The following is a 503-nucleotide window of genomic DNA, read 5'->3' as shown; positions in this document are numbered from 1 at the left end:
CCCACCCCCGCCATCCTGCTGCCCAACGCGTCCGAGCAGATCACCTTCCCCCGTTCGCTGCTGGGCAGCCTGGTGCTCAACGGCGGCACCAGGAACACCACCGTGACCGGCAGCGAGATCAACTCGCTGGAGGCGTACGAGTCGCCGGGCACCGTCGTGGTCAACACGGACGTGAACAGCAGCTGCAACGAGGGCATCTCGCTGACCGGTGACTCCCGTGGGGCCACGATCAAGAACACCGTGATCGACACCGGCGACCACTGGTCCAACGAGGCGTGCTCCCCGTTCGCACCCACCACCGGTATCCGGGTGGTGCAGAACTCGACCTACGGCACCACCATCGACTACAACGTGATCAAGCCGGTCAACGGCGCGGGCACCGCGTACTACTGGGGCGAGGAGCGCTACCTCACCCAGCTCGCCCTGACCGACGGGACCGGCCAGGGCGCCCACGACTTCGTCGCCGACCCGGCCATCGGTGGCAGCTGGAGCGGCCCGCAGCT

1 protein-coding gene is annotated in these 503 nt (G+C 68.0%); it reads left to right on the top strand.

Features of this window, described 5'->3' with window-relative positions; genetic code table 11:
- The coding region (locus ABD353_RS40320; RefSeq protein WP_344628659.1) for a right-handed parallel beta-helix repeat-containing protein at positions 1 to 503 on the top strand (503 nt) is incomplete at both ends.

Origin of the sequence: Kitasatospora arboriphila, assembly GCF_039528095.1 — a bacterium.
GTDB classification, from domain to species: Bacteria; Actinomycetota; Actinomycetes; order Streptomycetales; family Streptomycetaceae; genus Kitasatospora; species Kitasatospora arboriphila.
The sequence above is the reverse complement of the archived record's forward strand: the minus strand, read 5'-3'. Positions and strand labels throughout refer to the sequence as shown.